The 25417-nt window shown below is 61.3% G+C and carries 20 protein-coding genes and 1 pseudogene; 19 read left to right on the top strand and 2 right to left on the bottom strand.

Annotated features, from left to right (window positions below; genetic code table 11):
- Window positions 1–9: 9 nt before the first annotated feature.
- The 4 genes and pseudogenes from thiE (at window position 10) to thiD (ending at window position 3897) form a co-directional block, all read left to right on the top strand.
- On the top strand, window positions 10–867 hold the full coding sequence (gene thiE, locus ACFFSY_RS30270) for a thiamine phosphate synthase (protein WP_377501267.1): 858 nt from the start codon (window positions 10–12) through the stop codon (window positions 865–867).
- 6 nt (window positions 868–873) lie between these two features.
- Window positions 874–1650: pseudogene (locus tag ACFFSY_RS30265) on the top strand (thiazole synthase); the annotation flags it as partial.
- 169 nt (window positions 1651–1819) lie between these two features.
- Window positions 1820–2956 carry a glycine oxidase ThiO gene (thiO, locus tag ACFFSY_RS30260; RefSeq protein WP_377501265.1) on the top strand — a complete coding sequence of 379 codons (1137 nt, stop codon included), beginning with the start codon at window positions 1820–1822 and terminating at the stop codon, window positions 2954–2956.
- Between the two features lie 86 nt (window positions 2957–3042).
- Complete coding sequence (thiD, locus tag ACFFSY_RS30255) at window positions 3043–3897, top strand: bifunctional hydroxymethylpyrimidine kinase/phosphomethylpyrimidine kinase (RefSeq protein WP_377501573.1); 855 nt, start codon at window positions 3043–3045, stop codon at window positions 3895–3897.
- 85 nt (window positions 3898–3982) lie between these two features.
- Here the strand turns inward: thiD and ACFFSY_RS30250 are convergent, their stop codons facing one another.
- Window positions 3983–4591, bottom strand: a complete 609-nt coding sequence (locus ACFFSY_RS30250) for a TetR/AcrR family transcriptional regulator (protein WP_377501263.1) — start codon at window positions 4589–4591, stop codon at window positions 3983–3985.
- Window positions 4592–4697: 106 nt separating this feature from the next.
- Window positions 4698–5258 (bottom strand): CBO0543 family protein, encoded by a 561-nt coding sequence (locus ACFFSY_RS30245; protein ID WP_377501261.1) that lies wholly within the window; start codon window positions 5256–5258, stop codon window positions 4698–4700.
- Between the two features lie 366 nt (window positions 5259–5624).
- Between ACFFSY_RS30245 and ACFFSY_RS30240 the strand changes: the two genes are divergently transcribed.
- The 15 genes from ACFFSY_RS30240 to ACFFSY_RS30170 all read left to right on the top strand — a co-directional run bounded on the left by ACFFSY_RS30240 (window position 5625) and on the right by ACFFSY_RS30170 (window position 25382).
- A complete protein-coding gene (locus ACFFSY_RS30240) occupies window positions 5625–6434 on the top strand; it encodes an HVO_0234 family beta-propeller protein (RefSeq protein WP_377501259.1) in 810 nt (269 codons plus the stop codon).
- Window positions 6435–6528: 94 nt separating this feature from the next.
- A complete protein-coding gene (locus ACFFSY_RS30235) occupies window positions 6529–13233 on the top strand; it encodes a WIAG-tail domain (RefSeq protein WP_377501257.1) in 6705 nt (2234 codons plus the stop codon).
- Window positions 13234–13430: 197 nt separating this feature from the next.
- Complete coding sequence (locus ACFFSY_RS30230; protein WP_377501255.1) at window positions 13431–14369, top strand: glycosyltransferase family 2 protein; 939 nt, start codon at window positions 13431–13433, stop codon at window positions 14367–14369.
- A gap of 176 nt (window positions 14370–14545) precedes the next feature.
- Window positions 14546–15283: a glycosyltransferase gene (locus ACFFSY_RS30225; protein WP_377501253.1), complete on the top strand. Its 738-nt coding sequence runs from the start codon at window positions 14546–14548 to the stop codon at window positions 15281–15283.
- Window positions 15280–16023 carry a glycosyltransferase family 2 protein gene (locus ACFFSY_RS30220; protein WP_377501251.1) on the top strand — a complete coding sequence of 248 codons (744 nt, stop codon included), beginning with the start codon at window positions 15280–15282 and terminating at the stop codon, window positions 16021–16023. The genes ACFFSY_RS30225 and ACFFSY_RS30220 overlap by 4 nt, the downstream gene beginning before the upstream one ends.
- Window positions 16024–16061: 38 nt before the next feature.
- Complete coding sequence (locus ACFFSY_RS30215) at window positions 16062–16784, top strand: sugar phosphate nucleotidyltransferase (protein ID WP_377501249.1); 723 nt, start codon at window positions 16062–16064, stop codon at window positions 16782–16784.
- A gap of 20 nt (window positions 16785–16804) precedes the next feature.
- Window positions 16805–17929 (top strand): GT-D fold domain-containing protein, encoded by a 1125-nt coding sequence (locus ACFFSY_RS30210; RefSeq protein ID WP_377501247.1) that lies wholly within the window; start codon window positions 16805–16807, stop codon window positions 17927–17929.
- A gap of 152 nt (window positions 17930–18081) precedes the next feature.
- Complete coding sequence (locus ACFFSY_RS30205; RefSeq protein WP_377501245.1) at window positions 18082–19491, top strand: glycosyltransferase family 2 protein; 1410 nt, start codon at window positions 18082–18084, stop codon at window positions 19489–19491.
- Between the two features lie 130 nt (window positions 19492–19621).
- On the top strand, window positions 19622–19915 hold the full coding sequence (locus tag ACFFSY_RS30200) for a nucleoside-diphosphate sugar epimerase (RefSeq protein ID WP_377501243.1): 294 nt from the start codon (window positions 19622–19624) through the stop codon (window positions 19913–19915).
- Window positions 19916–19942: 27 nt separating this feature from the next.
- Window positions 19943–20269 (top strand): alpha-helical endospore appendage domain-containing protein, encoded by a 327-nt coding sequence (locus ACFFSY_RS30195; RefSeq protein WP_377501241.1) that lies wholly within the window; start codon window positions 19943–19945, stop codon window positions 20267–20269.
- On the top strand, window positions 20266–20607 hold the full coding sequence (locus ACFFSY_RS30190) for a hypothetical protein (RefSeq protein WP_377501239.1): 342 nt from the start codon (window positions 20266–20268) through the stop codon (window positions 20605–20607). The genes ACFFSY_RS30195 and ACFFSY_RS30190 overlap by 4 nt, the downstream gene beginning before the upstream one ends.
- Window positions 20604–20888: a hypothetical protein gene (locus tag ACFFSY_RS30185; RefSeq protein ID WP_377501237.1), complete on the top strand. Its 285-nt coding sequence runs from the start codon at window positions 20604–20606 to the stop codon at window positions 20886–20888. Before ACFFSY_RS30190 ends, ACFFSY_RS30185 begins: the two co-directional genes overlap by 4 nt.
- A gap of 405 nt (window positions 20889–21293) precedes the next feature.
- A complete protein-coding gene (locus tag ACFFSY_RS30180; RefSeq protein ID WP_377501235.1) occupies window positions 21294–22388 on the top strand; it encodes a CgeB family protein in 1095 nt (364 codons plus the stop codon).
- Window positions 22389–22421: 33 nt separating this feature from the next.
- Entirely contained in the window at window positions 22422–23570 is a 1149-nt protein-coding gene (locus tag ACFFSY_RS30175) for a CgeB family protein (protein WP_377501233.1), read from the top strand.
- Window positions 23571–23828: 258 nt separating this feature from the next.
- On the top strand, window positions 23829–25382 hold the full coding sequence (locus ACFFSY_RS30170; RefSeq protein ID WP_377501231.1) for a glycosyltransferase family 4 protein: 1554 nt from the start codon (window positions 23829–23831) through the stop codon (window positions 25380–25382).
- The last annotated feature ends 35 nt before the right edge of the window (window positions 25383–25417 follow it).

Raw genomic sequence — 25417 nt, 5'->3', positions numbered from 1 at the left:
AACAAGAGCATGGGGAGCAAGACATTCGATTTTAGCCTGTACGCAATCACGGGCGAGAACTATCATCCCGGGCGCGAATTGAAGCACGTCATGGAGCAAGCGCTGCGCGGCGGAGCGGATATCGTGCAGCTGCGGGCGAAAGACGCGCCTAAGCGCGAAGTGCTAGAGCAAGCCCGAATGCTTCGCGAGTTAACGGCCCAATATCAAGTGCCGCTGGTTATCAACGATCATCTGGACATTGCGCTTGCGGTATCGGCGGACGGCGTTCATCTCGGCCAAGAGGATTTGCCGCTGGCCGAGGCGCGCGCGATACTCGGTCCGGACAAAATCATCGGCATCTCCACCCATAATATCGCGCAGGCGCTGGAAGCGCAGGCGGGCGGAGCGGATTATATCGGCGTCGGCCCGGTCTATCCGACAGGCACCAAGCCTGGACGGCAGGCAGTGACGACGGCGTACGTGCGGGAGGCCGCCGAGCGGATAACGATCCCTTTCGTAGCGATCGGCGGCATTACGCTGGACAATGTGGACGCGGTGCTCGAGGCGGGCGCCAAGCGGATATGCGCGGTGTCGGCTATCGTCGGCAGCTCTGATCCTGCCGAAGCATGCCGCGCGTTCAAGCATCGGCTGCGCGAATACGAGGCGCTCTCGTCGCCGGACTCGGCGTCCAAGCGGATTCGCGTTAACGGCCGCGACGAATGGACACATGCCGGGACCGTGCAGGAGCTGGTCGGCCAGTATGGGCTTCAAGGGCAGCGAATCGTCGTGGAGCTGAATGGGGTCATTTTGTCGAAGGATGCGTGGGGAGACACCCCGGTTTCCGAAGGCGCCCAGCTGGAGCTGGTGCATTTCGTGGGAGGAGGTTGAGGCATCATGGTTGAGGCGAACGTTTGTATAGATCCATTGGTCATCGGCGGGAAAAGGCTGCAATCCCGGTTCTTCCTCGGTACGGGACGGTTCCCGAGCCCGGCCGTGCTGCAGCTGGCGCTTGAAGCTTCCCAAGCCGAGGTGGTCACGTTCGCGGTCCGCAGGGTGAACCTGGACGACGCGCGGGACGATTCCGTGCTGCAGCATGTGCAGGAGCGCGAACTGACGTATCTGCCGAACACGTCAGGCGCCAGCAACGCGGACGAAGCGATCCGCATTGCGCGGCTTGCCCGGGCGGCAGGCCTCGGCAGCTGGATTAAGGTGGAGATTAGCGCGAACCCGCGAACGCTGCTGCCGGACCCGCTCGAGACGCTACGGGCGACCGAACGGCTCGCGGGAGAAGGCTTCGTCGTGCTGCCATATACGTCCGACGATCCAATTCTGTGCAAGAGACTAGAGAAAGCCGGCGCAGCGGCCGTCATGCCCGGCGGCGCGCCGATCGGGTCCGGACTTGGGATTCTGAATCCGTATAATATCGGACTTATCGTCCAAGAGTCGCGCGTGCCGGTCATCGTGGACGCCGGCATCGGGTCCGCGGGTGATGTCGTACAGGCGATGGAGCTTGGCGCGGATGGCATTCTGGTCAACACGCCGGTCGCCAAAGCGCTCGATCCGGTCGGAATGGCGCTGGCGATGAAGCTTGCGGTCGAAGCCGGCCGGCTGTCGTATCTGTCCGGCCGAATCCCGAAACGCCAGTATGCTTCGGCAAGCAGCGAGACCGAGGGCATATCGAAGCCGGCCGGCTCTTTCGCTGACGAACTAGGCGTTGGCGGTCAAGGTGGCAATATTGCGCAAGTGGATGCGGCGGCGCGCGAAGCGGCGGTCTCGCTGGCGAGCAGCTTGAGGCAGCACGAGACCGAATCGACCGATGCGGGCGGGGGGCTTGGGAAGATTGGCTGAACGCGTCATCGTATTGGGGGGCGGCATCATCGGGCTGTCCTGCGCGTTCGAAGCGCTGCGGTTAGGATATGACGTGACGGTCATCGAGCCGGAGGCGTTCGGGGGCCAGGCTTCGGGCGCTGCGGCGGGGATGCTCGCGCCGTTCACGGAAAATCCCGAGCAGCCCGATCCGTTCTTTCGCCTGTGCTTGGACAGCTTGCATTTGTATCCGTCATGGCTTGCCGACATCGAGGCAGTGTCAGGCACCCGCGCCGACCTGCTGCAGACGGGCAGCCTGACGGTCGCGCTGCATGAAGCGGATCTGCTGCCGCTGCAGACGAGACTCGCTTGGCAGAAGCCGTTCGGCGCAGGTGCGGAGCTGATCGAAGGCGAGCGGCTGCGGCGCATGGAACCGCAGCTTGCGGCGAGCGCGCTTGCCGCCATCTATACACCGGCGGAGAGTCATGTGTATGCGCCCGCGCTCGTCGCCGAGCTTGCGGCGGCTTGCCGCAAGCTTGGCGCGCGAATGGCCGATCATGCGGGCGGCATTCAAGCGCCGGACTTATTCAGCGCGCAGGGCATTCGCCTTGAGACCGCGAATCGGGGGACCTTTGATGGCGATAAGCTGGTCGTCTGCGCAGGCGCCTGGGCAGGACGCTATGCGGCTGCCTTCGGTTTCCCGATTCCCGTTCATCCGATACGCGGCCAAATTTGTTCGTTCGACGTGCCGTTCGGGGAAGTGAAGCATATGGTGTTCTCCTCGCAGGCATATTGGGTCGGCAAGCGGAACGGAACGCTCGTCTGCGGCGCGTCGGAGGACGTGGCCGGCTTTGACAGGACGGTCACCGAGCGCGGCATCGACCGTCTTGTGCGCTGGGGTCCCCGACTGCTGCCATTCCTGGGCGGCCGGGAGCCGATCGACCGCTGGGCAGGGCTGCGCCCGGCGACGCGGGACGGATGGCCGCTCATCGGTCCGATTCCGGGACGCGAGGACGTGATTCTCGCTGCCGGGCATTACCGGAACGGCATATTGCTCAGTCCCGCGACCGCAGCGCTGGTCGGACGGATGCTCGCAGGCAGCTCGCCAGCAGAGGCGGCGCGTCCTTTCGCGCCGGATCGGTTCGCGGTCGCGACATGGAGGGGAAGATAATGCGCAACATGGAGCAAGTACCGTTCCTTGACGACGAGCCGGCAGCCGCGCATGAATGCGATCGCGAGATTGCCACGAGCTCGAACATGCCGTCCGGCTGGCCGCCCCGGGTGCTGACGATCGCGGGCTCGGACAGCGGCGGAGGCGCAGGCATTCAGGCCGACTTGAAAACGTGCCAGGAGCTGGGCGTCTTCGGTATGAGCGCAATAACGGCCGTAACATCGCAGAACAGCCGCGGCGTGCATGCCGTCTATCCGATGGCGGAGGAAGCCGTCTTGTCTCAGATCGACGCCGTGCTCGGCGATATCGGCGCTACGGCGGTCAAGACCGGGATGCTGTATTCGCGCGGAATCGTCGAGGCGGTCGCCGCGAAGATGGACGACTATGGCGTCCGCAAGCTGGTCGTCGATCCCGTCCTCGTGGCCAAGGACGGCTCGCCGTTATTCCGTCGCGACGCGGTGAACGCCTTGCGCGAGGAGCTGCTGCCGCGCGCAATGATCGTCACGCCGAATATACCGGAAGCGTGCGAGCTGCTCGGCGTGGAGGAGACGGCGATCCGAACCGTGTCCGACATGATGGAGGCGGCCAGCCAGCTGCTTCGGTACGGATCCCGATATGTGCTGCTTAAAGGCGGGCATTTGGAAGATGAAGGGTTCCGAGGTCTGGCAATCGATGTACTGATCGGGGGCGGAGATGAAGCGGGTAGACGTCCGATCACGATAAGCGGCCCCCGCATCGCGACTCGGCATACGCATGGGACCGGCTGCTCGACGGCCGCGGCGATCGCCGCGAATTTGGCGCGGGGCTTCGAGATGGAGCATGCCGCGCGGGCGGCCAAAAGTTTCGTCGCCGCAGCGATCTCGCGGGCCGTCCCGCTCGGCGGGGGAATCGGCTCGCTGTGGCATGCCGCGCACCGGGAGACGGCTCATGGTCTCCAATAACGGGCAATCGCCCAAACACGACAAACCTCCAAGCCGTCATGTACGGCTTGGAGGTTTGTTCGCGTTGCTTCCGTGTTAGCGCCGTTTAGGACGGCATATCTTGCCCGAGACGAATCGGGCCGACCCGCACGAGGCGGACGACCATGCGGGCGAATTCCTCGGGCGACTGCTGCATGCCGGATTCGAGCCAGTGATGCAAGAAGCCGAGATTGGCAGCCGATACGTACGCGATGAGAAAATCGGACGGAATCTGCAGCCGGGCTTGCTCCAGCTGCCAGAACGGCAGCTTGTCGTACAGATACTCTTTCAACAGCTCGATTACTTGGTCGCCGAAGAAGGAATCGCCGCCGGGCCCGAGCAGCAACCGGAACATGTCGGCATTCTCCGCGATGAAGGCGAAAATCTCGACCATGCCGGGATCGGTCTCGTCCGAGATGGCCTTCTCTACGACGCTGGCAACGTCCAGCTTGGCGAGCAGCGTCTTGAAACCTTGCAGGAATGCCATTTTACTCTGGTCAAGCATGTCGGGTACGTCTTTGTAATGCAAATAGAAGGTGCCGCGGTTGATCTCGGCCCGCTGGGTCAAATCGCTGACCGTAATCCCTTCCAGGCCGCGTTCTTCGATCAATTCCAACAGTGCTACGTGAAGCAGCTGCTTCGTGCGTTCTTTCCTGCGGTCGATTCGATCCGACATATCATGCAATCCACCTTCCCGTCCCTTTAGCTAGGGAGCTGCTTATCGAGGACATCATGGGGCTATGAGGCTTCGCTATGTTAACTTTTTCCGAAATGAGCAGGAATCATGCGTCGACCGGGCGCATTCCGGCTACCGCGTGCCATCGCAGCATCGAATAGCGCATCAGAATGGCTGCCAATATGAACCCAAGCAAGGAATACGTATGTCTCCAATCGTGGATCTCGAACATCCCGAAGTGAATGAAGAGCGGCTCGATAATATAGGAGAAGCACGCGGAGAGTGCAAGCACCGCGAGTAAGTACGTTCGCCAGCTGGCGGTAAACTGATACGCGCATGTGAAGGAAAGCGGAATGACGCTCATATCAGCGGGAAGAAAAGGCGGGACAGTAGGCATTAGTTTATCGGGATAGCCCCATAGGAGCAAGTAAGCACCCCAGACGTCGCAGAACATGGCGATGATGGTCCACGCGAACACGCATAGAAGCAGCTCCGGCGTACGGGTGGGGACGCGCAGCCATCTCCACCAGATCACCCAAGGCAGGATGGTGGCAGCCAGCAGAAACCACCACGGAAGCGAGAGAAAATCGTCGCGGTACCAATGCTCGAACGTCACGCGCTTGTATTCGTTCCGGATTTGATTGACGGCTTCGTTAGTCGATGGCATCCTCGATCATCTCCTTCTTGAAATACAAGAATTTATAAGCTGCTCGTTTATAAATCATCTTGCATCTCTTTGGAATGAAACGCGCTGCGCCAAAATAAGACGCTGCGGACGATTCATTTTGTTAACGTGGTCGGATAATGGAAAGGTTATGCACCGTACATTTCATTTAATTGACAGTGATAATCATTATCACTTAAAATAATGCTGTTCCGGATGTTTGTTCGTATATGCCAAGACCCGCTTCGGCAAGTAAAACTAATGCGAGATGAAGTCCCTTCTGGCTTGGCATGCAAGCCTTCCAGGGAGTAACCGATATAGGCGTATGCGCCATACCATATGCTGATTTGCGCGAGGAGTGGATCGATCATGCTGTCGAATTTCAATCAAGGCTGGCAGCCGCAGTCGCGGCCGCTTCATTTTTCATCCGTTAAAGTACAAGGAGATCGTTCGCTGGTCGCAGCATCGCCGGGCAAGGGGATCTACCATCGCGAAGAATACGGCGAGTGGCACCGGATGTCTGACGGGCTGCCGCATGAATCCATGGTTCATCGGCTGCAGACGATGGATAACCGCCTTTTTGCATGCACGAGCAAAGGTCTTTACCAACTACGTGACAATCGCTGGGAGAATGGCGGTCTGGCGAAGTCCTGCTATCAATATAAAGAGGAATGGGGTTATGCGTTCGCCGCGACGGACGATGGCCTGCTCTACCAGATCGGCGGCGAGTGGAGGCCCTCCGCATACAAACGGACGGTCGTGTACGATTTCTTGTTCACGCCTGAGTATCTGTATATCGGCCTCGAAGGCGGGGTAGGCATGTACGACCGCATGACGGATCAATGGGCGGGCTTCCCGCTTGGCGTAGGCGTGACGAGCATCGCGGCCGACCGGACGCGGCTGATCGGCGCGACGGACAGCGGCGAGCTTGTCGTCAGCACAGGGCGCGGCGGCTTTGAACGCATACGTTTCGGCGACATGTTCGTGTTCAGCGTCGTCTCCCGCCTGCCGCATGTATACGTGTGTACGGATAAAGGGCTGTTCCGCGTGGGCTGGCTGGGAAGCCGTCTGACGCTGTTCTCGCTCAAGCCTGGCCTGCCGGTGACAGACGTGGACTGGCTCGGCTCCGAGCTTTTCATGGCCACTCTCTCGAAAGGGATCCAAACGATGCGCGCGTAACGTGTTTTTGCCCTTGCACGCAAAACTCCTGTGACCTGCCTATAGGTGAATGCATATGATGCTATGACATTCGAGGTGGGAGAAGGAGAGGGCTATGGCGAAAAACAGGAAAGGTAAGCGCGTTAACGGACAAAAACCGTTATTTTACGTCGATAATCCGAATGCTTCCGAATTGAAATGGCTGGACGATGTGAAGAAGAAAGGAACGGCCTCGGCACCTGTCGCCCCTGGCGGCACCGTGTTCGACCCGCGCAAAAGCGAAAATGCGAAGAGGCTGCAAGTCAACGCAGCTCCGGCGACCGAACCGATCGAATCGCTGAATGACGAGGACGATTGGCAGGAGCTGTCGGCCGACCTGAACGAGGATTTGGACGCGGATTGGCCCGCAGCTGCGAGCGCGGTCGACGAGCCAGAGGTGGAATTGTCGGCCGTGGCAGAGCAGCAAGAGGTGGTAACCGAGGCGCAGCCGGTTGCAGCCGTTGAACCTGCGTTGACTCGCGAAGCCCGTTTTGCAGTCTACGAGGAGCTCCGCGAGCCCGATCGGCCTGCCGCCTTCGTCTATACGGACGATATTGCAGACGAAGCGATCACGACGGAGAAGATCGCGCCGGGCGCTCTCGATTCGTCGCGTATTGGCCGGGGGGCGGTCTCTTCCCGTAATTTGGCCGACTTTGCGGTAGAGAGCATCAACCTCGCGGACGGCGCGGTAACAGCTTCGAAGCTGGCGCCGAATTCGATTACCGGCGATCATTTGATCCCGGGCTCCGTATACGGCTCTATGTTAGCGGAACGATCGATCTCCGGCGACAAGCTGCGCGACGGAAGCATTACGTCCGAGAAGCTGGCGGACCGGACGATCAGCGCGGATAAAATCGCCGAAGGCTCGATCGAGACGAAGCATCTGAAGGCGTTCATCGTCTCCAGCGATCTGCTCGAAGATCAAGCGGTTACCGGCAGCAAAATCAAGAGCGGCGCCATTCGTCCTGAGCATTTGGCCGCGGACGCCGTCAATGCCTCGAAGCTGGCGGATGGCGCGGTAACGCGCTCCAAGCTGCGGGACGGCACGATCACAAGCGAGAAGCTGGCCGCGGGCGCGGTCGATTCCGTTCATCTGAAGCCGGGACTTCTCCTTGCCGAACACGTGGCAACCGGCGTTCTGCTGGGAAAGCATTTGGCTCCGGGCGAGATCGCAGGGGAACATCTGGCCGAAGGCGCGGTCGGGATACGGGAATTGCGCCGCGGAGCGGTCGGGGAGGAGGCCATCGCGACAGGCGCCATCGGCGACGCCCAGCTCAAAAAGGGCGCGGTTGGCGCGGCAGCGCTGGCAGATGATGCCGTTCACGCCGAGCATCTGCGCGATGGCGCGGTGACGACGCCCAAAATCGCCGACCTGTCGGTATCCACGATCAAACTCGGGGAGCATGCCGTCACAGCGTCGAAAATTGCGGACCAAAGCATCATGTCCGCGAAGCTCGCGGACGGCGCGGTGCAAAGCCGGCATCTCGGCAAGCGGACCGTTGGCCCCGACCACATCGACGGAGGCGCTGTGACCGACCGCCACCTTGCCGTCCGATCGGTGAATGCGGCTCACTTAAGCGAAGATGCCGTGGGTACCCGTCATTTGCTCGACAAATCCGTGAAGGCGGAGAAGCTGGCCGCCGGCGCGGTACACCAACCGCATCTGGCACCAGGCGCCGTCGGTTCCGAACAGCTCGCAGCCGGCGCAGTTACGGAGAGCCGGCTTGCCGATGATAGCGTGACCGCGAAGAAACTGGCCGACGGCGCGGTATCCGCCCGGCATCTGGGGACGGAATCGATCTCATCCGACAAGATCGCGCCGGAAGCCATCAAGGCGTATCATCTGGCGGCTGGGTCCGTAACGGAGGAAGCGATCTCCGTCGAGTCCGTCGCGCCTTGGCATTTGCAGCAGGGATTGGTCGCCTCCGAGCACTTAAGCGAGGGTTCCGTGCATACGAACGCTTTGCAGGATGGTGCGGTGAATGCCGCTAAGCTTGCGCCGCACTCGGTACAGGAACGTCATCTGACAGCAGGGATTGTCTACGGTCACCATTTGGCCGATCACGCCGTGAACTCCCTCAAGCTATCGCCGGAGAGTGTATCGACCGACAAGCTCACGGACGGCGCGGTAACCGGCGGCAAGCTTGCCGATGGCAGCATCTCTGGCGCCAAGCTGGCTCCGCAATCGGTAGACGGCGGACACTTGACAGAGGGCGCCGTGAGCGCGGAACATCTGGCCGACGGCGCCGTTAGCTCGCGGCATCTGGCTCCCGATTCGGTTCAGGCTGGCCATATCGCGTCGGGCGCCATTCGGACGGACGATCTCGCGGACGGTTCGATTACTGGCGCGAAGCTCGCATCGGAGACGGTCGGCGCGGAGCAGCTGGCCATCGAATCGGTCGGAAGCCGGCAGATCGTCCAAGGCGCCGTGTTTGGCGTGCATATTGCCTCGGGCAGCATTTTGGAGCACCACCTCGGCGACGGCGCGGTGACGGAATCCAAGCTTGCGGCAGGCAGCGTCGGCGCTGACCAGGTGCAGGAAGGGGCAATCGGCAGCGCAGCGCTGCAAGCCGGCGCGGTGGCCGCCCTTCATCTGCAGCCGGAAGCCGTCGGCGCGGAGCATGTGGCGAAGGAAAGCATCGGAGAGCAGCATCTGACGGCCGACAGCGTTGGCGCAGATCAGCTGAAGGATGGTTCGGTCGGAACGACCCACCTGAACGAGGGTGCCGTGACGGGCGAGAAGCTGGCTGTTCAATCGGTTGGCGGCGATCATCTTCGGGTCGAGTCGATTAGCGGCAAGCATGTGAAAGCGGAGACGCTGCAAGGCTACCATATCCGCAAAGGCTCGATCACGCAGGCTCATCTGGCCGGCGACTTGTTCTTGCCGGGCAAATTGCCGGATGGCAGCATTCATGGCAGCAAGCTCAAACCCGGCTCCGTCGGGCTGGCTCAGCTGACGGCCGGCGCGGTAACCGGAAGCGCGCTGGCGGGAGGAGCGGTTCAATCCGTCCATCTGGCGAAAAACGCGGTCCGCGGCGATGCGCTGGCACCAGGCGCCGCAGAAACGCGGCACATAGCGGACGGGGCAGTGAACGCCAATAAACTGGCGGTTGATGCAGTAACAAGCACAGCCATTGCGGGCGGCGCGGTCACGGAGGAGAAGCTGGCACCGGGCGCAGTCGGGGAAGAACAATTACAGGACGCCTCCATTACGTCCAGCAAGCTGGCGCCGGGATCGGTCACGGAGGTTCATCTTCAAGCAGGCAGCGTGGACAGTGCCGCGATCGCGAATGCTTCGGTGACGTCCGATAAGCTGGCGGCGGGGGCAGTGGGTACGGATGCGATCGCCGCAAGCAGTATTACAAGCGACAAACTAGCATCTGGCGCAATCAACGCGAACGCGCTGGCGGCAAGCAGCATTACAAGCGATAAGCTGGCCCCAGGCAGCGTCGCTTCCGTTCATTTGGCGCAAGGCGCAGTCGGCGCGGCTGCGATCGAAGCTGGCAGCATCACGGCCGATAAGCTGGCGCCAGGCGTTCTGGACAACGAGCCTGCCCCTGGCAGCATCGTCTCGGTCCATTTGGCTCCAGGCGCGGTCGGCGGGAATGCGATCGCACCGGGCAGCGTAACAGCCGATAAGCTGGCGCCGGGCGTGCTGGACCGTGAGCTGGCGCCAGGTAGTGTCGCGGCGGTGCATCTGGCGCCAGGCGCTGTCGGGACGGCAGCCCTTGCACCGGGCAGCATTACGGGCAATAAGCTAGCGCCGGGTTCGATTGGCGGGGCCGCGATTGCGCCGAGCAGCATCGCGGCCGATAAGCTGGTCCCAGGGGCAGTCGGTTCGGCTGCGATCGCGCCGGGAAGCATTACCGCCGATAAGCTGGCGCCGGGTCTGCTGGATCAGGAGCTTGAACCATCGAGCGTCTCCTCGATTCACCTGGCGCCGGGAGCTGTCGGTTCGGCCGCGATCGCGCCGGGAAGCATCACGGCCGATAAGCTGGCTGCGGATGCGGTTGGCGCGCATGCGATCGCGCCGGGCAGCGTGACGGCAGATAAACTAGCGCCAGGCGTGCTGGACAATGAGATTGAGCCCGAGAGCATCACCTCGACTCATTTGGCGCCAGGTGCAGTCGACGCAGGTGCAATCGCGGCAGGCAGCGTCACCGCCAATAAGCTGGCGCCGGGCGCGGTAGGTCATGAGGCCATCGCGGCAGGCAGCATCACCGCCGATAAGCTGGCTGCGAGCGCGGTTGGCGCGGACGCGATTGCGGCAGGCAGCATCACGGCCGGTAAGTTGGCTGCGAGCGCGGTTGGCGCGGACGCGATTGCGGCAGGCAGCATCACGGCCGGTAAGCTGGCGCAAGGAGCAGTCGGCGCGGACGCGATTGCGGCAGGCAGCATCACCGCCGATAAGCTGGCGCCTGGCGCAGTTGGCGCAGACGCCATTGCGGCAGGCAGCATCACCGCCGATAAGCTGGTGCCGGGCTTACTGGATCAGGATCTGGAACCAGGAAGCGTAACTTCGGTTCATCTGGCCTCGGGCGCAGTTGGCGAGGATGCCATTGCGGCGGGCAGCATCACGGCAGAGAAGCTAGCGATGGGTATTGTTGGTGCAGACGCGATTGCAGCCAGCAGCATCACGGCCGATAAATTGGCGCCGGAGAGCGTGGTTTCCGTTCATTTGGCAGCCGGCGCGGTTGGCTCATACGCGATCGCAAAGGGCAGCATCACCGCCGATAAACTGGCACCTGGCGTGCTCAATAATGAGCTGAAGCCATCGAGTGTCGCCTCGGTTCATCTTGCGGCAGGAGCAGTCGGCTCGGATGCGATTGCAAAGGGCAGCATCACCGCCGATAAACTGGCGCCAGGCGTAGTGGATAATGAGCTGAAGCCATCGAGCGTCACCTCGGAACATCTGGCAGCCGGCGCAGTCGGCGCAGAAGCGATTGCGCAGGGCAGCATTACCGCTGATAAGCTGGCGAGGGGCGCAGTTGACGCAGACGCGATTGCCACAGGCAGCATCACCGCCGACAAGCTGGCGCCAGGCGTAGTGGATAATGAGCTGAAGCCATCGAGCGTTACTTCGGAACATCTGGCAGCCGGCGCAGTCGGCTCAGAGGCGATTGCGCTGGGCAGCGTCACCGCCGACAAACTGGCGAAGGGCGCAGTTGACGCGGACGCGATTGCCACAGGCAGCATCACCGCCGACAAGCTGGCGCCAGGCGTAGTGGATAATGAGCTGAAGCCATCGAGCGTCACCTCGGAACATCTGGCAGCCGGCGCAGTCGGCTCAGAGGCGATTGCGCTGGGTAGCATCACGGCCGATAAGCTGGCGAAGGGCGCAGTTGACGCGGACGCGATTGCCACAGGCAGCATCACCGCCGATAAGCTGGCGCCAGGCGTAGTGGATAACGAGCTGAAGCCATCGAGCGTCACGTCGGAACATCTGGCAGCCGGTGCAGTCGGCACAGACGCGATTGCGCAGGGCAGTATCACCGCCGACAAACTGGCGAAGGGCGCAGTTGATGCGGACGCGATTGCCACAGCCAGCATCACCGCCGATAAGCTGGCGCCAGGCGTAGTGGATAACGAGCTGAAGCCATCGAGCATCACCTCGGCACATCTGGCAGCCGGCGCAGTCGGCGCAGACGCGATTGCGCAGGGCAGCATCACGGCCGATAAGCTGGCGAAGGGCGCAGTTGACGCGGAGACGATCGCCACAGGCAGTATTACCGCCGATAAGCTGGCGAAGGGCGCAGTCGGCGCGGAGACGATCGCCACAGGCAGTATTACCGCCGATAAGCTGGCGAAGGGCGCAGTTGATGCGGATGCGATTGCCACAGGCAGCATCACCGCCGACAAACTGGCGAAGGGCGCAGTCGGCGCGGAGACGATCGCCACAGGCAGCATTACCGCCGATAAGCTGGCGAAGGGCGCAGTTGATGCGGACGCGATTGCCACAGGCAGCATCACCGCCGATAAGCTGGCAAAAGGTATCGTTGGTGCATCCGCCATCGCGGCAGGCAGCATCACCGCCGACAAGCTGGCGCCAAGAAGCGTGGGCGCGGGGCATCTGGCTATCGGTGCGATTGACGCGGATGTCATCGCATCGGGAAGCATCACGGCCGATAAGTTGGCGCCGGGGGCTGTTGCTACGGATGCCATCCTGGCGGGCAGCATCACGGCCGATCGGCTCGCGCCGGGCGTACTGAATATCGAATTGGCGCCAGGAAGCGTGGCCTCGGTTCATCTGGCTCCAGGAGCGGTTGGAGCAAGAACCCTCGCGACAGGCAGCATCACCGCCGATAAGCTCGCCCCAGGTGCAGTCGTCTCTGACGCACTCGCCAAGGGAAGCGTCGGCGATCAGGCGATCGCAGACCGGGCGGTTGTCGCCTCGAAGCTTGCGCCGAGCGCCGTACACCCCGAGCATCTCGCTGCTGAGCTGCAAAGCGCGATTCGGAACCCGCAGCTTGCGGATGGCACGATCGGGACGGAGAAACTGAAATTCGCGCCGGTTCGGACGACGAACGCCAAGATTTCCGCTAACCAGCAATTCGGCTTCGCGGCCTATGATTTCGCCGGCCAAGGCGAACAGGTCGAGGTTGCGATCGTCTTCGACGAACCATACGCGCATAGCGGTTATGTGCTCGTTGCGACGTCGGACCATCCTTCTTGTTACGCGGTGATCAAAGAGAAGCATGCGGATCGAGCTGTGGTTTCCGTCATTCGCACGCGGATCAGCCCTGAGCCGAAAGGCCAGATCAATTGGATCGTTATCGGCTAATCATTCAATCGGAACCTCTGTTTCGCAGCTGCGCGAGCGAAACAGAGGTTCTTTTTCGTTTTGCACGGCGAACGGGTGAACGCCTTAACGTACACCTGCCGTTGCGGCGGCGATTTTCGTACATACAATAGTTTGTGAATAGTCTGTCTGCATTGGAGCCAGGCAGACATCTATTTAGGCTAGGTGAGGTGATCGTCATGAGAAAAAAGACGGCGGCCGCATCCCGCGCGAGGCGGACGAGACGTTCTGTCCGCAGGCGGCCGGTCTTGCGATCGCGGCGGAAGTCTTCTGCGGGAATTCGCAAGCGGCCTGCGAAGGCGCTGCATCGAGCGGAACTTCCGGCGGCCATTCAACCGGCGGCGACGGCGGAGCCGATCCATCCGCGATCCGATTCCCCGCCTGCCGTATCGGTCGTAATTCCTGTAATGAATGAGCGCCGTCATATCGCGGGCGTGATTCGTGAAGCGTTCCACGTGCACCCGCGTACCGAGGTCATCGTCGTTGCGAACGGTTCGACGGACGGATCTGCGGATATCGCGCGGCGAATGGGGGCTAAAGTACTGAACTATCCCCAGCCGCTTGGCCATGATGTCGGGCGCGCCGTCGGCGCCGCGCAAGCCCAAGGCGATGTCTGCCTGTTTCTGGACGGCGATATGATCATCCCGGCAGCCCGGCTGAAGCCGTTCACCGAGGCCGTCCTGCACGGCGGCGTCGACGTGGCGCTCAATGATTACTCCGGTCCGACGGACAAAGTCCAGGTGCACAGCGTCGTGCTGGCCAAACATGCGCTCAATTCGATGCTGGGCCGGCCGGATTTGGCGGGCACATCGCTTACGGCCATCCCGCACGCGCTTAGCCGGAGAGCACTTGAGACAATCGGGACGCGGTCGCTGTCCGTGCCGCCGCTCGCGCACGCGAAAGCGGTACGTCTGGGTATGCGCGTCGTCCCGGTACACCGCGTGAACGTTGGGAAGCTTAATCTTCCTCGACTAGAGCGAGAACGAGTTGCGCCTCTTGAACGGCTCATTATAGGGGATCATCTGGAGGCGCTCGAATGGCTGGCGGCGCAAAGCGGGGCAAGAGCAGGGTTTGCGGACAGCCGTTCGTCCCGCAGCGTCGGGGGAGGTGCCGTATGAGGCGAACAAGGCGAACCGCTTCTAAGCGCCCGGGCCGCAGATCCGCCGCGGGCCGTAAGCAACGAAGGCCCGCCAGGAAGCGTCCCCGGTCTTCGCGCCTCCAATCGCTGCGGCCCTCTGGCCGCCGACGCCGACGCCGCATAGCCGCCCCTCACCCAAATGTCCGACCGCAGGGCATGCAGGCAGATCGCGGCAATCGCGTCTCTGCCATCGTGTTGGGCAGTTCATCGCCCGATGCGGTCGAGCAAATCCGTGAGCTGTCCCGCCTGCCCGTCCTCGAGACGATCGTCGTGTTGGATGGCAAGGATCCTTCGCTTGCCGCGATAATCCGTGCGCAAACGGATGCAATCGTGGTTTTTGTGCCCGAGACGCTTGGTCCGGACGACGACAGAAGCGTGGGCGCTTCGCAAGCGCGAGGGGATATCCTCTTGTTTGTCTCGGGTAACGGCCCTCTCGATCTCGCTTCATGCGGCCGTCTTATTGCGGCTATCGGGCAGGGGGCCGATGTAGCGCTTGCCGATCGAGGAGCTAGTCTCGGTACGTTCCGCCAATGGGGAGAGCCCGATCGCTTGCGGGCGTTCATGAACAGTGCGCTTGGCTGCGCTTGGCTTGGCCCGAATTCGCTGGATCATTTGCCGCATGCTTGGTCGCGCGGCGGTCTGCTGGGGGTCGGAGCCGACCGTCTGGCTGTGCCGGCGCTCGCGCTTGCTGCGGCGATTACGTCTGGTCTTCGGGTGAAGACGGTCCCGCTTCATCCGACAATCTGGGCCCGGAGCGGCCCGGCGCAGGAACGCGCACTGCGGCTTGGCGATCATGCGGAAGCGCTGGTAAGCATCATGCAGCGGCAGGGCGGCCGTCTCCAATGGCCGGATCAGGTGAGAAGACGCGGCGAGACCGGAGGCGGACGATCATGAACATGACGAGTATTATCATTCCGACGCATAACGGACTCCCCCTGCTTCAGCAGGCCATAGGCGCCATACGAACATACACGAGCCCGCAGGAGACACCGTTTGAAATCATCGTCGTCGACAACGGATCCACGGACGGAACGGCGGATTGGTGCGTGCAATCAGGCGTGAAGCTAATAGCCCTGCCGACGAACGAAGGCTTCCCGGCCGCATGCAACCGGGGGCTGCGGCTGGCTAAGGGGGATTATCTGCTGCTGCTGAACAACGACGTCACGGTTTCGGCGGGCTGGCTCGGCGGGATGCTGGACGTACTGAACGATGTGGAAGGAGCAGGGATGGTCGGGCCGGTCAGCAATTACGTCAGCGGCCGACAGCTTGTGGAGATCCCTTTCTCGACAATGAACGAATTCCACGATGCGGCCGCGAGCGTCCGCGAGCAGCGGCTAGGCGCGGAGCCGATTGCCCGTCTAGTCGGCTTCTGCCTGCTATTCAAACGCGAGTTGTACGCGGCGATCGGCGGTTTGGACGAACGGTTCTCGCCCGGGCACTACGAAGATGACGACTATTGCCTCCGTGCCCGCATGCTCGGATTCGGGTTGTATATGTGCCGAAGCGTGTTTGTACACCATCAAGGGAGCGCTAGTTTCAAGCGTGGCGATTCGAGCGAGCTGGCGCAGCTGATCGAGCGGAACCGGCGGCTTTTTATCGAGAAATGGCAGGTTGATCCGGCTCAATTCATGTAGGACCAATGATTCGTACATGTAGGTAAGGAGGAGATCGCTTGAAAGCTGTTATCTTGGCCGGGGGCACGGGCAGCCGATTGATGCCGCTCACCAAGCTGCTGAACAAGCATTTGCTGCCGGTGGGCAGACTGCCCATGATCAGTTACGGCATCGAGAAATTGAAGGAAGCGGGCGTCACCGAGATCTTAATCGTCACGAGCAGGCAGGCAGCCGGGGCATTCATCGATTATTTGGGAAGCGGGGCAGAAAGCGGCGTTTCGCTCACCTACCGCATTCAGGAGGAGGCGGGCGGCATCGCGCAGGCATTGGAATTGGCGCGTCCCTACGTGGGCGGCGCAGAGAAATTCATCGTGCTGCTGGGCGACAATCTGTTCGAAGAGGCGTTAACGCCTCATTTGGATGCGTTCCGCCGACAACAAGAAGGCGCGATGGTACTACTGAAGCAAGTGCCGGATCCGGAACGATACGGCGTGCCGAAGTTCAATGGAGACGGTGAGATCATGCGCATCGAAGAGAAGCCCGCGCAGCCGGACAACAATTGGTGCGTCACGGGCATTTACGGATTTGACGGGCATGCGTTCGATTTTATTGCCGGCATCGAACCGTCGCAGCGCGGCGAGCTCGAAATTACGGATGTCAATAACGCCTATGCCTCGCGTGGCCAGCTCCGCTATGGCAAACTGCAAGGCTGGTGGACGGACGCGGGCACGTTCGAATCGCTGCAAGAGGCGTCTTTGCGGCTGTCGGGGAATGCGCCATGAGCCACCCGGAACCCATGATCATGGCAGATCCCGTAGTCGTCCCCCCTATTGAGGCTGGTTCCCCGTTAATAGAGGAGCCGGTCAAGCGCCGGAGAACACGGGGGGCGTCTCCTAGCCGCCGCAAGAAGAGAGGCGCCGCGGGACCTGCGGCCAAGGCGAAACGTACCCGAAAGAAACAACCTCGCGCGCGCGGCAAAGTCGCCAAACGAAGCGTCTCGAAGACCGCGCGCGGGCGAAACCGCAAATCGGCTCCGAGCAGCCTTGCCGAGCGCTCCCCCGTTGAAGCGAACGCCGCTAACCCGGCCTCTGGCGCGAGAGAGGACCGGAACGCTTACGAGGCAGGATACGAGCGCGGATTGTATGAAGGCGGCGAGCAGCTGCTTGAGCAGCTGGTTCCACCCGGTGTGCTGGTAGCGGAGATCCACTTGCGCGACGTTCTGGCAGCCGGATTGGCCGCGTCCGCGCCGCGTATGTTCCCTCTGGCCGACGTTGGGGTTGTATACGAGGAGCTGACGCATGCCATCGAGACGAAACAGCCCTATGCGCTTGTTCGCTTGGGCGACGGCGAACTGCTAACCTTGGCCCAGGATACCCTGTATGACGCGGAGACGATCCGCAGGGAAGGGCGGTTTCTTCCCTACGCAGGCGTAAATGCGCCCGACCTTGCCGCCCGAGACCTCGTCGCGGCGGCCATACGACAGGTGAACCGGGTAGGCGTGCCGCTTTCGAGACGGAAGCATTTTCTGCCTCTGCTGCATCCGGTACTTCGCCATCACGGCATTGACCCGGATTCGATGCGATTAACGTCGTCGACGATCAACTACGAGCTTCAACAAAGCGGGCTTCTGACGCATTTGCTGAGCGGCAAAAGATTGCTGTTGATCGGGGACATGGCACCCTCATTAGCGGAGACGCTTGTCGCATGGGGCTTCGCGGTGTGCGGCGTCATCAGTCCCGTCAATGGATTCGCGTCCATCGATCGGGTCATGCAGGAGGCGAGCTTGATCGATTTCGACTTGGCGCTCGTCTCTGCCGGCGTTCCCGCCGTCGTCATCTGCTGGCGCCTGGCGGCGGAATTTGGCCGTGTGGCGCTGGATTTCGGACATCTGGCCGATGCCCTGGTGAAAGGGCAGCTTTCGGTATAACCGTTGGCGCGCGATAGCGAGCTTTAGCATCGCTATTGCGTGCTGCGGCGGCGAGTTTGTTTATCAGCTCAATCCGAAGCACGTTTTCTTTGCCGCAAGGAAGCATTCCCGAAGTCGTAACACCCAAAGAAAACATTTAAGGAGCTGACGATATGCCTCCCAAAAAAAGGCCAGGTCGCGCCGCGACCAGCCGCCAAAAGGCGAGGCCGGTTGCCCGGAAAAAGCCGGATTGGTACCGCTTGGGTTACGATGGCGGCTTCGAATCGGGAACCCGGCTCGGGCGCGAAAGTTTCGGCTCGCTTTTCGAAGGCACGAGCATCATCATACCGACGTACAATCAGCTCGCATACTTAAAGTCTTGCATCGAGAGCATCGTCGGGCATACCGATCAGCCATACGAGATTATCGTGGTCGACAATGGATCGACAGACGGCACGGCGGCGTATCTACGGTCGATAAGCGGACAGATTCGCTATCGGATTCTGGATGCGAACCGCGGTTTCGCCGGCGCGACGAATATGGGCTTGATGATGTCGAAAGGAAAGACGCTGCTGCTGTTGAACAATGATACGATCGTTACGGACCGCTGGCTCGAGAACTTACTCGCTTGCTTGAACAGCGATCCGCGCATTGGCATGGTCGGTCCGCTCACCAATTATATTAGCGGCAACCAGCAGATTGACGTTCCTTACGGGACGATAGAGCAAATGCACGAGTTCGCCCGCGAGTTCAACCGCTCCGACAGCGCGAAGTGGCATTTGACCGATCGGCTGACCGGCTTCTGCCTGCTGTTTCGCCGTGAGCTGCTGGAACGCACCGGCTATCTGGACGAAGGGTATGCCATCGGCAACTTCGAAGACGACGATTACAATGTGCGGGTCCGCCTTCAAGGGTATATGCTCGTGGTGGCGCGGGACACGTTCATCCATCATTTCGGCAGCGTCAGCATCAAGGCGCTCGGCAGCGAACTGGATGAAGTCAACCGGAACAACTCGAGCTTCTATTCGGACAAATGGGGCAATCCGCACGCGCTGATCGAGCAGGTGAACGCGCTGCTGCGAAGCGAAGCGCAGGCAAGGGCGGACGCTGCGCTTCATTCCGGACAGGAGCAACCTTCTTTGCCGCCGCTCCTGCCGAGCGAGACGGCGTTATTCCCGCAAGGCGTGGCGGTTCGCGGCGTGCGGGAGCAGGTCTTCTGGGTGGAGAACGGGCTTCGCCGGCCGGTCGTCGGCGTATTGTCTTTTCCCTGCGCGCGTATCTCGCAGGTAGATCTGCTCCGATGGCCGCTCGGCGATCCGATCGGCGCCGAAGAGGCGGAGAGCCGCTGGCGCAGGCAGCCATTCGGGCATGAGCATGGGTCAATCGACGGATCGGTCCTTGCCCCCGACGGTCAGTTGTACATGGTGGAGCAAGGCGTGAAACGCAGGCTGGCGACGAGCGCCGCGGCCGAATTCTGGGGACTGCAGTATCGGATGCATAGCGTCCCGAGCGCGGAGGAATGGGCGGCGCTGCCCGAGGGATTCCCGATTATTGCGCCTGCCCGGGTGGCGGCCTACCTTTAATCGCGGGCCTGGCATGATTGGCTATCGACTGGCGATCCGAGCTGGAGTTTTCGTGTCCCGAGCAGACGCTGTCCAGTATCACAGGTGAAGTCGGCGCATATGCTGAGTATAAAAGAGGGAGGGCAGCGGCATGGATCATATCGTTACGGAAATGGTCGAACAAATATCGCGCTCGCACGAGCATATGGCGCGCGTCCTCGAGGCCAAACGCCACGTGGCGGTGCGGATGGCGCAGATGGTGCACGCATTGCCGGATACGCATCCGGATTTCGGCGGCATGGAAGGCTTAATGGAAAGCTCGCAGGCGGTGACGCAGAGCGTCGTCTCTTATTTGAATAGCATCGCCGAATTACAGGAGACGATCGCGACGACAATCGGCTCCATTATGAAGGAAATGGATCAACCGGAGCGAGACGATGAGTAAAGGGCCGGAGAGAAGGAGGAAGTCCGCATGAGCAGGGAGAGCGCCTATGCGAGAATGCTGGACGCATCAGTCAAGCTGCAGGCGAACGTTGCGCATATTCTGGAGGCGAAAGCCGTAGAAGCCGAGAAGGTGCGCGCTTGGCTGTGCAATCACGTATCTCCGGACGCGTATGGCGAGCAGCAGGAGCATTTGAAGGGTACGCTTGGCGTTCATGAGCAGCTGATCGAAGTTATCGACGGGCTGACCAAGCTGAACCAGGGGATGTCCAATGTGCTGAAAGCGGCGCTGCGGCAAGACGCGCGCGGCGGCGGCGGAGGGGGATATTTCGGCGGATTCGGAGATCGCGACGAATGAGCCTATTAACGAAGGAGTGGGAGGCCAAGATCGAGCTGATTCGCTCGATTGCCCATAGCCAGCGGGCGATTGCCCGTATTTTGGATAGCGTGGCTGACGTGGCTGGACATTCGCCGAATATGGCGCGCAGAGTGTACGAGAATGTCGAGTCGATGACGGCATTTCAACAATCATTGGCGGAGGCGGTGACGGGGCTTCATGTCGGCAGGCCTCGGCGGGGCCGGCCAGGCCAGCCGCTGCTGCTTCATGGAACCGGGGCCTTGCACCAGAGGCATGCGCGGACGGGCAGCGAGACGCGTCACCGCATTTCGTCGCAGATGGGAGGAGAATGCAGGTGAGCTCGCTTATACGGAAAAGGAAAACCCGGGTACGCCGCGCATCGTCCGGACGGACGAAGCGCAGACGCACGCCCGCGACGGCAAAAGGGGGCAAGCGGAAGCGCTCCGCCGCGCGCGGGAAGAAGCCAACCGCGGTACGGCGGCGTGTTCAACGGAAGCGTCAAACGGCCACAGCGGCATACCAAGAGAGCTACAATCATGCCTATAACGAAGGGTACAATATCGGATTCGCCCAAGGATTCGAGAACGGACATCATCTTGCATACGAGCAGCAGCCATAAGGGAACAGCGGCCGGAACGGGGCCGCTGTTTTTTTGCTGTACGCCCAGCATGGGCGTTTTCTCTAGGGGTTGAACGTCCAGAATAGGGACTGACCGCCTTCCCCTGTTCAATTGGGCCATGATCCGCCCGTACGGGATTCCCCCGCTGTTCCCGCCTGCCATACCCCTTTCCTATGAAAGTCACTTGCCCGCTCGCTATTGGGTGACGAAGCTCACTTCCGAAATTCCCCCTCTCACGTCTAGTAGTCATACTCGCCCTCATAGGCATGTGCGTTTTAGCCATACTCGGCACAGCCCTGGTTATCCGCCAATTTTACGGCCTCGCCGGACAAGTGACCACAAGCCTTTCCTACCATCCGCATATAAATGTAGACAGAAAGACTACCAACTTTGAGGTGTACGCCAATGAAATCGGTACGGAAGCACAATGCGGTGGCGGCAAAGGAAGGCTACACCGACGGATATAAGCATGGGATGCGCGACGGGGCTAGCGAGGCGGTGTGGCGCAGCATCGCGCAGCCGCTTCCGGTGCGGCGAGGCGTGCGCGTGCTCTTCATCCCGCAAGGCTTCGACGCCCTCGACGAAGGCATCGCGTCAGCACTCCAGCCGCTCGTCGGCGAATTGTATATCGCCCAGGCGACACAAATCGCCGAGCAGGCCGCGTTGATCCGCCCGGACTGGGTGCTGGTGCTCAACGGGCTGCACGTATTCCCGGAGGATCATCTGGCGCAGATCGACGCGGTACGCCAGCTTGGCATTCGGACCGCGATCTGGTTCGCGGACGATCCATACGTCTCCGATGATACGATTCGCATCGCCCCGAGGTACGATGCCGTCCTGACGCACGAACTAAGCACGATTCCCGTTTATCAATCGATTGGCTGCACGAACGTGCAATATATGCCGCTTGCGGTGAATGTCCGCCGCTTCAAGCCGCTTCGGGTCGAGGCGCAGTACCGCAGCGACGTCTGCTTCATCGGGCAGGCATTCTGGAATCGGGTGGAGATGTTCGATGCGCTCGCGCGTGAGCTGGCTACCAAACGCGTGTTCATCGCTGGCGGTATGTGGGAGCGCCTGACGCACTACAAGCTGCTGAAGCCGATGATCCGAGATGGCTGGCTGCCGGTCGAAGAGTCGGTGAAATATTACAACGGCGCCAAAATCGTCATCAACATGCATCGTGGGGCGAACGCCGGCGCGGACAACCGGAACTCGATGAATTTGCCCGGGCTGTCGATAAATCCAAGGACGTTCGAGATCGCCGCTTGCGGCACGCTGCAGCTAACGGACGCCAGGGCGGATCTTGGCAACCACTACCGTCCCGGCTTGGAAGTGGAAACGTACGCCAGCGTTCAGGAGCTGGCCGACAAGCTTAACTATTATCTGGCCCATGAAGACGAACGGCGCATGATCGCGCTCCGGGGCCTTCGCCGCACGCTGCGGGAACACAGTTTCGACATAAGGCTGGAACAGGTCGCAAGAGCGCTGGGCTGGCAATGAAGAACTGTTGGATTACGAGAGGAGTTGACACCCATGGCAGCTTCGCCGCGCGCGCAAAGCAAACAACAGCGCAGGGCATTGATCCGTAGACAGAGGGCTCTCGGCCGGCGTGACGGGTTAAAGGGCGGCTACGAGCACGGGTACTGGTTCGGTCAGTGCGAGTCGGTGCTTAGCCGTATTCCGCAGCCGACCGACGTCTGGCCGATTCATGTGATGTTCGTCGCGACGAGCAAAGGGTTCCCTTATTCGCCGATCGACGCCGCTTTGGCGGATACGCTCGCCGGCATGACGCGCCAGTTGACGGTCACGAACGACTCCGAGCCTGTCGCGATGATTGCCGCTCAAGTCAGACCGGACGTCGTCATTGTGCTCGACGGCCTTCAGATGCCGCTCGATCAAATCGACGCGATTCGCGCGCTCGGGATCCGCACGGCCATATGGTTCACGGACGATCCCTACTACACGGACCTAACGATCGGCATCGCCCCGCATTACGACGACATCTTTACACTGGAGCTGAGCTGCGTGGACTTCTATCGCGCTCTAGGCTGCGCGAACGTTCACTATCTGCCGCTTGGCTTTCATCCGGCGGAATTCCGACCTCGCAACCCGCCCGCCGATAAACGCCGCGAGATCAGCTTCGTCGGGTCGGCTTATTGGAAGCGGGCGGAGTTCTTCGATCAGACGGCCGACTATCTAGCATCCAGAGATACGTTAATCTCTGGCATATGGTGGGAGAGGCTGAAGAATTTCGACAAACTGAAGGGGAAAATCGCGCTCGGCGCTTGGATGGGGCCGCTCGATACGGCTGCGGTGTACAACGGCGCCAAAATCGCCATCAACATGCATCGCGCGCATGACGATCACTCGTTCAATAACAACAGCGCGGGCATCCCGGCGCTCTCGCCGAATCCACGCACCTTCGAAATTGCCGCTTGCGCCACCTTGCAGCTGACGGACGAGCGGGCCGATTTGGCCAGCTTTTTCACGCCTGGGCTGGAGATCGTCACGTACGCGTCACCGCAGGAGATGATCGAGAAAATCGAATATTATCTCACCCATGAAGTCGAACGCCGCGAAATCGCGATGCGGGGCATGCGCCGGGCGATGATTGAGCATACGTACGCCCGCCGGATCGAGCGCATGTTCCAGCTGTTGTTCCAGCCCGCGGTTCAGCAGTAAGCCCATAACGATTCGTTATTGAATTCCGGCGCAAGCATCCGTGGAGCACGAATGCCTTGGCGCAAAGAGCGATTTTTGCGCGAATGGAGCGGGGCCAAATGTCGTGCCGATCGAAACACCCCCTCCATATATTGAAGTACCGTATGCCGCCCGGACAGCTCCTTCCGGATGAAAGTTTTAAATCATCGCGGCTTTGCAGTTGATGCGAAGGAGGTGTATGCATAACCCGTGCGATGCACGGGTTATGCAGGCTGATAGATGCCATTGAAACCGAAACTGCTTGTTTTCTCTCACATCTGTAGTCCTCAGTACGTGACGGGAGCCGAGAAGGTGCTGATGTTTATGCTGCGCGAGCTCCAGCCCTATTTTACCTGCACCCTTGTCGTTCCGACGGAGGGCGTCATTGCGCAGCAAGCCAGGGCGTACAACATCCCTGTCATCTGCCATGACGTGCCGCTCGTCGTGCCGCTCTACTTGGCGCTCCCTCATCTGATGGGAGAGATCGAATCCCTTCAGCGCACCGAAGCCTGGCCTGCCCTGATCGAATTAATCCGGCGCGAGCAGCCGGACGTGGCGCTCGTGAACACGACGGTGCATCCGCTTCCGGCGATTGCAGCCAAAATGCTTGGCGTACCGGTCATTTGGTCGGTTATGGAAGCGATCCGGTTCACGCCGCATACGGCGAATTCCGCCGCGCTGATCGAGCACTGTGCCGATTTGGTCGTCGGCATTTCCGAGGCCACGCTTGCGCCGCTTCGCACGCCGGGCCTTCTGCCGAAGTCGATCATCATCCCGCCGTCCTGGAATCCGGACGCCCTTCATCCGGAGAGCTGGCCCGAGCTTCGGGCGATTCGCCGCGCTGATCTGGGAGTGGCCGATCACCAGAAGCTGGTCGGATATATTTCCGCCTCGATCTTCGATGCGAAGGGATTGGACCACTTCATGCAAATGGCTGTCGAAGTGTCGGAACGCTTCCCGGACGCGCTCTTCCTGATCGTAGGCAACCCGACCGACCCGGCATATTTCGAACAGTGCCTGGAACGGGCCAGATCGAGAGACCTCATGGGGAAGTTCCGATGGATCCGGTTCGAAGAGAACGTGGAGACGATCTATCCGGCCATGGATATAACGGTAATTCCGAGCATCGAGGCCGAAGGGTTCGGGATGACGGCGCTCGAAGCGATGGTATTCGGCCGGCCGGTCGTTCTCTATGGCGCAGGCGGGCTCGCGGAGATCGCAGGTGCGACCGGCAACAGCGCATACATGGCGCGCCCCGGCGACACGGGCGGATTGTTCGCCCGCGTGTGGAGTCTGCTGGGCGACCCTGCCCGCATGGCGGCAGCCGGAGCGCATAATGCGAGCGCGGTTCAGGCGGCTTTCGGCATCGACGTGTACCGCAGGCGGATCGTCCATCTCGTCGGCTTGCTTGCCGGGAGGGGCGTGCTGCCGCCATCCCCGGTCAAAGGCACGGGCGATACCGTCTACCGGTTCGAGAATGGCCTGCTTCGGCCTTACAGGACGGGCGAAGCGCTTCAGGCCGACGGATTCTCGTATGAACAGGTTCGCGAGGTGTCCGATCTTCTGATCGCCATGCTGCCCAAGGGAGAACCGATCGGCTCGCTGCCTCCCCCGAAGCGAGGCAGACGTTCTCGAACGGCGGGCAGACGGCGCGTACTCGCGCGAGCCAGACGCAAGCGCGGCCGGAGACGGCCGATCCGCGGAATCGCGGCCGGGCGCAGGCGTGCCAGAAGAATCGGCGCGCGGCATAGGCGGCCTCGACATCCGCGGCGCGGCCGGAAGACAAAGCGTTAATTGCGCGCGGGCGGATCGTACCGAGCAGCGAGCGG

The organism is Paenibacillus aurantiacus (genome assembly GCF_042431225.1).
Classification (GTDB): Bacteria; Bacillota; Bacilli; order Paenibacillales; family Paenibacillaceae; genus Paenibacillus_Z; species Paenibacillus_Z aurantiacus.
This window is presented reverse-complemented; position numbering and strand designations above follow the sequence as displayed.